The 7,110-nt window shown below is 39.1% G+C and carries 5 protein-coding genes; all 5 read right to left on the bottom strand.

Annotation, left to right across the window (positions count from 1 at the left end):
• Nucleotides 1-154: 154 nt before the first annotated feature.
• The 5 genes from E3U55_RS14670 to E3U55_RS14650 all read right to left on the bottom strand — a co-directional run bounded on the left by E3U55_RS14670 (nucleotide 155) and on the right by E3U55_RS14650 (nucleotide 7,060).
• Nucleotides 155-1,591 carry an aldehyde dehydrogenase family protein gene (locus E3U55_RS14670; protein WP_228547584.1) on the bottom strand — a complete coding sequence of 479 codons (1,437 nt, stop codon included), beginning with the start codon at nucleotides 1,589-1,591 and terminating at the stop codon, nucleotides 155-157.
• Between the two features lie 5 nt (nucleotides 1,592-1,596).
• Nucleotides 1,597-2,646 carry a homoserine dehydrogenase gene (locus E3U55_RS14665; RefSeq protein ID WP_134341234.1) on the bottom strand — a complete coding sequence of 350 codons (1,050 nt, stop codon included), beginning with the start codon at nucleotides 2,644-2,646 and terminating at the stop codon, nucleotides 1,597-1,599.
• A gap of 13 nt (nucleotides 2,647-2,659) precedes the next feature.
• Nucleotides 2,660-3,859, bottom strand: a complete 1,200-nt coding sequence (locus tag E3U55_RS14660; RefSeq protein WP_134341233.1) for a cystathionine gamma-synthase family protein — start codon at nucleotides 3,857-3,859, stop codon at nucleotides 2,660-2,662.
• 12 nt (nucleotides 3,860-3,871) lie between these two features.
• The gene (locus E3U55_RS14655; protein ID WP_134341232.1) at nucleotides 3,872-5,083 is read right to left on the bottom strand and encodes a M24 family metallopeptidase; all 1,212 of its coding nucleotides are present in this window, start codon (nucleotides 5,081-5,083) and stop codon (nucleotides 3,872-3,874) included.
• 303 nt (nucleotides 5,084-5,386) lie between these two features.
• The gene (locus E3U55_RS14650) at nucleotides 5,387-7,060 is read right to left on the bottom strand and encodes a PucR family transcriptional regulator (protein ID WP_134341231.1); all 1,674 of its coding nucleotides are present in this window, start codon (nucleotides 7,058-7,060) and stop codon (nucleotides 5,387-5,389) included.
• Nucleotides 7,061-7,110: the final 50 nt, after the last annotated feature.

Below are 7,110 nucleotides of genomic sequence, written 5' to 3'. Positions count from 1 at the left end.
TTTTTCCAAAACGATTGTTTCATGGCAGGGCCTCCAAGCGACGTTTTCAACGTCGTGCGGAAGAAAAATAGGTTCGCCAAACTAAGGGTGAAAAATGTCCATTTTATTGACAGAAGTTCATCATTCGCCGTTTGGCCAGAGGTAACTCGCCATTTTATAATTTAATTGATACGACTTTAGGTTCAGTCATGGACTCGATTGAAAATTTTACACCTTCTCGGCCTAAACCAGAATTTTTCACACCACCGAATGGCATTTCATCAATTCGGTAATCGCTTGTATCATTAACCATGACTCCACCACAATGTAAGTTATGAATAGCATAAAAAGCATGATCCAGGTTCTTAGTAAAAATACCAGCCTGCAACCCATAATTAACATCGTTAGATTTCTCAACCGCTTCTTCTAAAGAGTCAACCGGGAAGACCAACACCACAGGACCGAATATTTCTTCTTTAATGATTGTCGCCTGATCTGGCACATTTGCTAAAATTGTAGGTTCATAAAAAGCACCATCACGAGAACCACCAGTAAGCAGTTCAGCCCCTTCTTCAACCGCTTCTTTGACCCACTTTTCTACCCTCATCGCTTCTTTTTCAGTAATTAAAGGTCCAACATCCGTCTCTTCTAATAATTTATCGCCAACCTTTAAAGCTTTGGTTTGCATGACCATTTTCTTTGTAAAGTCTTCATAAACGTCATTTTGAACATAAATTCTTTGGACCCCTATACAGTTTTGACCAACTGCTCCAAATGCACCACCTACACTTGAAGTGACTGCCTCATCAAGATCACAATCATTTAAGACAATTGCAGGTGAATTAGACCCAAGTTCCATACCAATGTGTTTTATTCCGGCTTGTTCAGCGACTGTTTTACCTGCATCTAACCCACCAGTAAATGAGACCATTTTAATTGCCGGGTGAGTCACTAACGTTTCACCAAGTTCTCTGCCAGAACCAGTAATGACGCTTAACAAACCTTCAGGTAAACCAGCCGCTTCAAAAGCATCAGCTAATAATAAAGCACTAAGAGGTGTGACTGAAGCTGGCTTTACAACAATGGCATTCCCAACTGCGATTGCCGGCCCTACTTTATGAGCTACCAAATTAAGTGGATCATTAAAAGGTGTTATGGCTCCGATCACACCAATAGGAAATCGATAATAATAACCGACGCGATTTTCACTGCCTTCATTTTGATCAAAATTAATCGTTTCGCCCTTTAATCGCCTAGCCTCTTCAGCACTAATCTCTAACGTCTGCATTGCACGCTTAACTTCACCACGAGCTTCAGTTATCGTTTTACTTCCTTCAGTCGCTATCGTCTGAGCATAAAGTTCTTGGTTCTCTTTCATATACTCCACAGCTTTTTTCAAAACATTAATCCGTTCATGTGTTGGCCAATCTTTATTCTTTTTAAAAGCTTTTTCAGCCTCATCAATTGCCTTCTTCATATCTTCTTTCGTTGATAAGGGCACATGAGCAATCAATCGATTATCCTGAGGGTCGTAAACTCCAAATGTCTGTGAGGCATTAACCCATTTACCGGCTAGCAACATCTTTTCAGCTCTAACTTGTAATTGTTTCATATATTTCACCTCGCTATATAAGAATTTTTATGATTGGCTTGATGTCCGTGAATAATGTCAATTAATAATGCAAAACCCGTTTCTTTAAGTCCAGCACCGGCACCTGTTAACATGATTGGACCAGATAAATCACATTCATAAAGAATGGCGTTAGTTGCGCCTTGGACGCCTGCAAGTGGGTGTTCTATATTTACTCTTTCAGGTTGAACAACAGCTTCTATTCCTTCTGCTGTCTTCTTAACACGTGCAAGCAGTTTCCACCGTTGCCCGTATTCTAGTGCTTCTTGAATCATTTCTTGTGTAATATGACTGATCCCCTGACATGGAATTTCGAGCGCATCGATAGGTTCATTCATAATATAACGTGATAAAATTGCCGTTTTATACCTGACGTCATACCCTTCCACATCACTTGTAGGGTCTGCTTCTGCATACCCAAATTCTTGCGCTTGCTGTAACGCATCATCGAAAGACAAGCCTTTTTCCATTTCCGTTAAGATATAATTTGTCGTTCCATTTAAAATGCCCACTACTTCTTCGATTTCGTTCCCCATTAACGTAGTTTTCGGAAGTCTTAATGCTGGTGTACCACTCATAACTGTGCCTTCAAATCCTAAGAAGCAGTTATTGTCATTGGCTAACTTCTGTAATTCGTCGAGTTTTAATGCTATTGGGCCTTTATTAGTTGTCACTACGCTTTTCCCATTTTCAAAAGCTGCAACACAATGATCTATGGCAGGCTGGCCTGTTTTTACATCGGTAAATGTCACTTCAACAATTAAGTCAGCATTTGACTCCTTTATCGTCTGTAAACTATCCCAGCCATATTCTTGCGCATGTTCATAGCCTTCTACACTGCCGTGTTCTCTAGCGGTTTCGAGTAAATGGGGTATATCTAACCCTTTTGGGTCGTATACTGCCCCTTTCATAACATCAGATACAGCTACCACATTCGTATCTAATCCGTATTCTTGTTTTAACAGCTCCTTACGTTCATGCAATATGTCAGCCAGTGCCTGACCTACACCACCAAAACCAATAAATGCTATATTCATGGTTTCTCCTCCTTTACCCTTTTGCGAGTAATCCATCTGGTAATTTCGCAAAAGCTTGCTCAAGGTCTTGAATTAAGTCTTCTATATCTTCAATACCAGCTGAGTATCGAATTAACCCTTCAGGAATTCCCATAGCAGCACGCTCTTCTGGTGTACACTCAACATGACTCGTAGTTCGAGAAGGTCCAACAATCGTTTCAACTGCACCTAAGTTCGCTGCTCGATTCGCATATTTTAGCTCCGGTAATAGATGTCTGACTGTATCCACTCCACCTTTAACGGAAAAGCTTAACATCCCACCAAATCCACGCATTTGTTTTTTCGCAATGTCATGACCAGGGTGATTTTCCAGACCTGGATAGAAAACATCATCCACCCAGTCGACTGTTTGTAAATACTCTGCTACCCTTTGAGCGTTCGAATTTTGACGTTCGATTCTTAAGTGAAGCGTTTTCATGCCTCTTAATAAAAGATAAGCAGCCATGGGATCTAAAGTTGCTCCATTGATTTCTCTATAATGATAAATCTGGTCAACTAAATCCTCCCTGCCACAAACGACGCCGCCTAATGCATCGGCATGGCCTCCTAAGAATTTCGTCGCGCTGTGAATAACTAAATCAACACCTAATTCAATTGGATTTTGATTGATTGGTGTAGCAAACGTATTATCGATAATGACAATCGCACCCGCATCATGACCAGCTTTCACCATGCGCTCAATATCTGTAATTTTCACTGTAGGATTAGTCGGTGTTTCTAAATAAAGAACCTTACACCCTTTAGCGACTTCCTCTTCTAACAATTCATGATCGCCAGTTTCACAAAGCTCCACTTCAATGTGTTGCTTTGGTAAGAATTCAGTAAAAATTTTGTTCGTGCCACCGTAAGTGTCTTTAATTGATACAATCCGATCTCCCGGAAATAAAAACGTCCCTAATGTGTTACTAATCGCTGCCATCCCTGTCGAAAAGCTTGTGGCCGCTTCAGCACCTTCTAAAATCTTTACCTTATCTTCAAACGCTTCAACAGTCGGGTTTGTATTTCGACCGTAAATATGACCCTTCTTATTTCCAACAGCTACTTCATACCATTCATCCATATCGTCATAACCAAATGATACGCTGTGTACGACAGGTACTTGCGTAGCACCATGAACTAACTGTTCTTTCTCTCCTGCCCATAAAGCTTTTGTTCCCATTCTTGTATCCATCATAAAATCTCCCCCTTAACTAATAATTCCATTGCTGTCGTTCGGTAATTGATAAGGGCTTTGAATGAGTAATTCTCTCGGATAATCGGTAAACATTTCAACACCTGATTCAGTCACCCGAAATGACTCACTCATCTCCAGTCCGTAATAATCCAACCAAATACCAGGAATGAAATGGAATGTCATATTTGGTTCTAATATCGTTTGGTCACCTCTACGGATGCTTGCGGTATGCTCACCCCAATCAGGTGGATAATTAAGCCCCATAGAATAACCTAGCCTTGATTCCTTTTCAATACCGTATTTTCTAGTTGATTTTCGCCACTCATGCTCCAGTTCTTCTAAAGCAACACCTGGCTTAACAATCGACATGACATTGTCTATCCCTTCAGCTACAATGCCAGCTAATCGGTCAAGTTTTTCTGATGGTTGACCAATATGTGCTGTGCGTGCTAAAGGACAATGATAACGTTTATAACAACCTGCTAACTCAATGATGACTGAATTATCTTCTTTAAAATACTGATCACTCCACGTTAAATGGGGTGTCGAAGTATTTTCTCCAGTCGGTAACATCGGGACGATTGCCGGATAATCACCACCGTATTCTTCCGTGCCCCTCACTAATTCAAAAAAGATATTCGCAGCTGCATCACATTCTCTGGCGCTAGTGTGAATGCTTTTCAATCCAGCATTCATGGCGCGTTCAGCAATTTGTGCAGCCCGTCGCATATATTCAATTTCTTGACTCGACTTTATAATTCGAACCCAATTAACTAAAAGACTCGCATCTTTAAACGATGCATTTGGAAGCTTTTCTTTTAACACTTCATAAGATTTAGCAGTAAAGTAGTACTGCTCTTTTTCCACTCCAATAACTCGATTACCTTGGCCGATCTGTTCTAAAATTTCAGCAATAAATTGCATGGGATGATATTCATCTGATTGCACGTAAAAGTCTGGATAAGCCATAACATTCTCGTCATACATCCAGGTCTTAGCCTTTGCCCCCGATGCATCCATATAACGCCCAATCCATATTGGCTGCGGTTCATCAATAATCACAATTAACATCTGATGAACATAAAATGACCAAGCATCATAACCTGATAAATAATTCATGTTAGCGGGATCTGTAATAAGCAAAACCTCTACACCCTGATTAGCCATGCTTATCTTTGTTTTCTCTAATCGTTGTTGATACTCTAAAATATCAAAATCTAACATTCAAAATCCTCCCTTCATTTATTGACTGAATTTTTAGATTCCTTATTTCTATTGTACGAATTGACGCGCTTTGATGTAATGTTCAAAGTGTATGAAGTTTTGTAGTGATGTTTTATACAATTTGGATAAAAAGGGATGACTACTTAAGAGTTAGAGGTTAAAACGACGAGTGATTCACCCAAAGTGGCGAGTGTTTTATCTATAACGGCGAGTGGATACCAAAAATTCGCGAGCACTTCACCATGTAACACTAAATGTTTTTGCTCATAAAGCTAAATTAAAAAGGACTAAACCTAATTAGGTTTAGTCCTTAAACTTATTAAGCATCCATAGTCTGACGCTAAATTCCAATAAAAACGAATCATCAGCATCGACTAAAGATAGCTGTGTTAATTTTTCAATATTACGTAACCGGTAAAGTAGAGACTGCCGGTGCAGATTCAATGCGCGTGCTGTCTGACTGACATTTCCTTTAAATTTTTGATAAGTCAAAAATGTTTGTATCAGATCAGTGTTTCTTTTGTGATCATATTCAATCAATGGCTGTAAAAGTTCCTGAACTTGTTTAACGACTTCATCTTCTTTAGTCATTAACATAAGAATTCTGTTAACCCGTGTTTCTTCAAAAAAAGTCCGCTCGCCAAACCCGTTTTGTCTAGTGTGAATGTCTAATGCTGTTCGGGCCTGCTGGTAGCTTTCATAGAAAACATTGCCACTCCCTCTATGAAAACCAATCCCCCAGGCAAGGTCAAGATGAGTTAACTGATCATGCAGCCGACGCTCAACCATATCCAAAAAATGATTCACATTCTCTTGATAAGCAAAATCATCTGTTTCAATAAAAATAATGACCTCACCTTCATCAAAGGTCGACATCGTCACACGTTGAAGCTGTTGACTGGCGTGAGTAATCTCTTTTTGAACATAATAGTTCAAGCTATGAAGCGAGGATTGCACGGACCTTTCATTTTCATGCTCCTCCATGTTCTTTGACTTAAAATCTCCCACCATACATGCATAGGATTTGGTTAAGTCGTAACCTAATAATTCACCTTTTGAGATAATTTTTGTCGTCAGTTCTTGTTTTTCTTTTGCTAAATCTAAAAGAAAGTTATCCTTTAATCGAATTTCCGTCGTTTCAATTGCGTTTTCAGTTAAAAAATATAAGGCACATGCGGTTAAACCATGCTCTAATGCATTCATCGTGAACCATGATAAATCTTTCGTATCATTTGGATTAAATAATAAATAACCCTGCTTTTTATCATTAGAAAAGATACTTAACTCATAACACGTTTGATCATTAACTACATATTGATCAAGGTGATGATAAAGTGGATGCTCATCTAATGGGACTTCAGGTTCATCTAATTTTTCAATCTTTCCGTCTGCGTGTCCATTCAACACATTAATTACTTCAGAATCAAAGTCAAAATTTGCACGAATCATTTGTCTTTGATCACTAATAGCTACTGGAATCTTAATCCGTTGATGTAACAATGATAAAATATCCTGTAAAGAACCACCACTCAACACGCAAGACGTAAGGCGCTGTCGGAGTTCTTCTGCCTGCAGGCGTTCCCACTCATTCTCTTGATTAATCGCATCAATCACTTCTTGTATGATATCTGAAAAACGGACTTTCCAAGGAATTTCTATTAATATAAAATTATAACTTTCTGCCAATTCAGTCACACGATCAGGTACGTCTAATATATGCCTTCCTGTTGCTACCGTTAAAGCAGAAGCACCAGAATGAATGACATCTTTAACAAACTTTTCAAATAGAATGGGATCATCCGTACACCCAATTCCTGTGGTTAAGACAAACTCATGTTTCCGTACAAAGTTCTCAACAGGAACTTCCATGACTGATACCCACTCAACAGTTGTATCTTTTAAGTGTTCATGCCCTGTAATGACATTGGCATCTTCCATGATATTTAAATCAACAACTTGTTCCATTAAAATTCCCATTCTCATCACCTATACCATCAGACATGACTATAATATTATTATAATGATGA

The organism is Filobacillus milosensis (assembly GCF_004402015.1).
GTDB classification, from domain to species: Bacteria; Bacillota; Bacilli; order Bacillales; family Alkalibacillaceae; genus Filobacillus; species Filobacillus milosensis.
Note: the sequence above shows the minus strand (reverse complement) of the source record. Positions and strands in the feature narration are given on the sequence as shown.

Coding starts and splice junctions, on each gene's coding strand:
- E3U55_RS14670 (WP_228547584.1), bottom strand. CDS start 1,591: ATGAAACAATTACAAGTTAGAGCTGAAAAGATGTTGCTAGCCGGTAAA.
- E3U55_RS14665 (WP_134341234.1), bottom strand. CDS start 2,646: ATGAATATAGCATTTATTGGTTTTGGTGGTGTAGGTCAGGCACTGGCT.
- E3U55_RS14660 (WP_134341233.1), bottom strand. CDS start 3,859: ATGATGGATACAAGAATGGGAACAAAAGCTTTATGGGCAGGAGAGAAA.
- E3U55_RS14655 (WP_134341232.1), bottom strand. CDS start 5,083: ATGTTAGATTTTGATATTTTAGAGTATCAACAACGATTAGAGAAAACA.
- E3U55_RS14650 (WP_134341231.1), bottom strand. CDS start 7,060: ATGGGAATTTTAATGGAACAAGTTGTTGATTTAAATATCATGGAAGAT.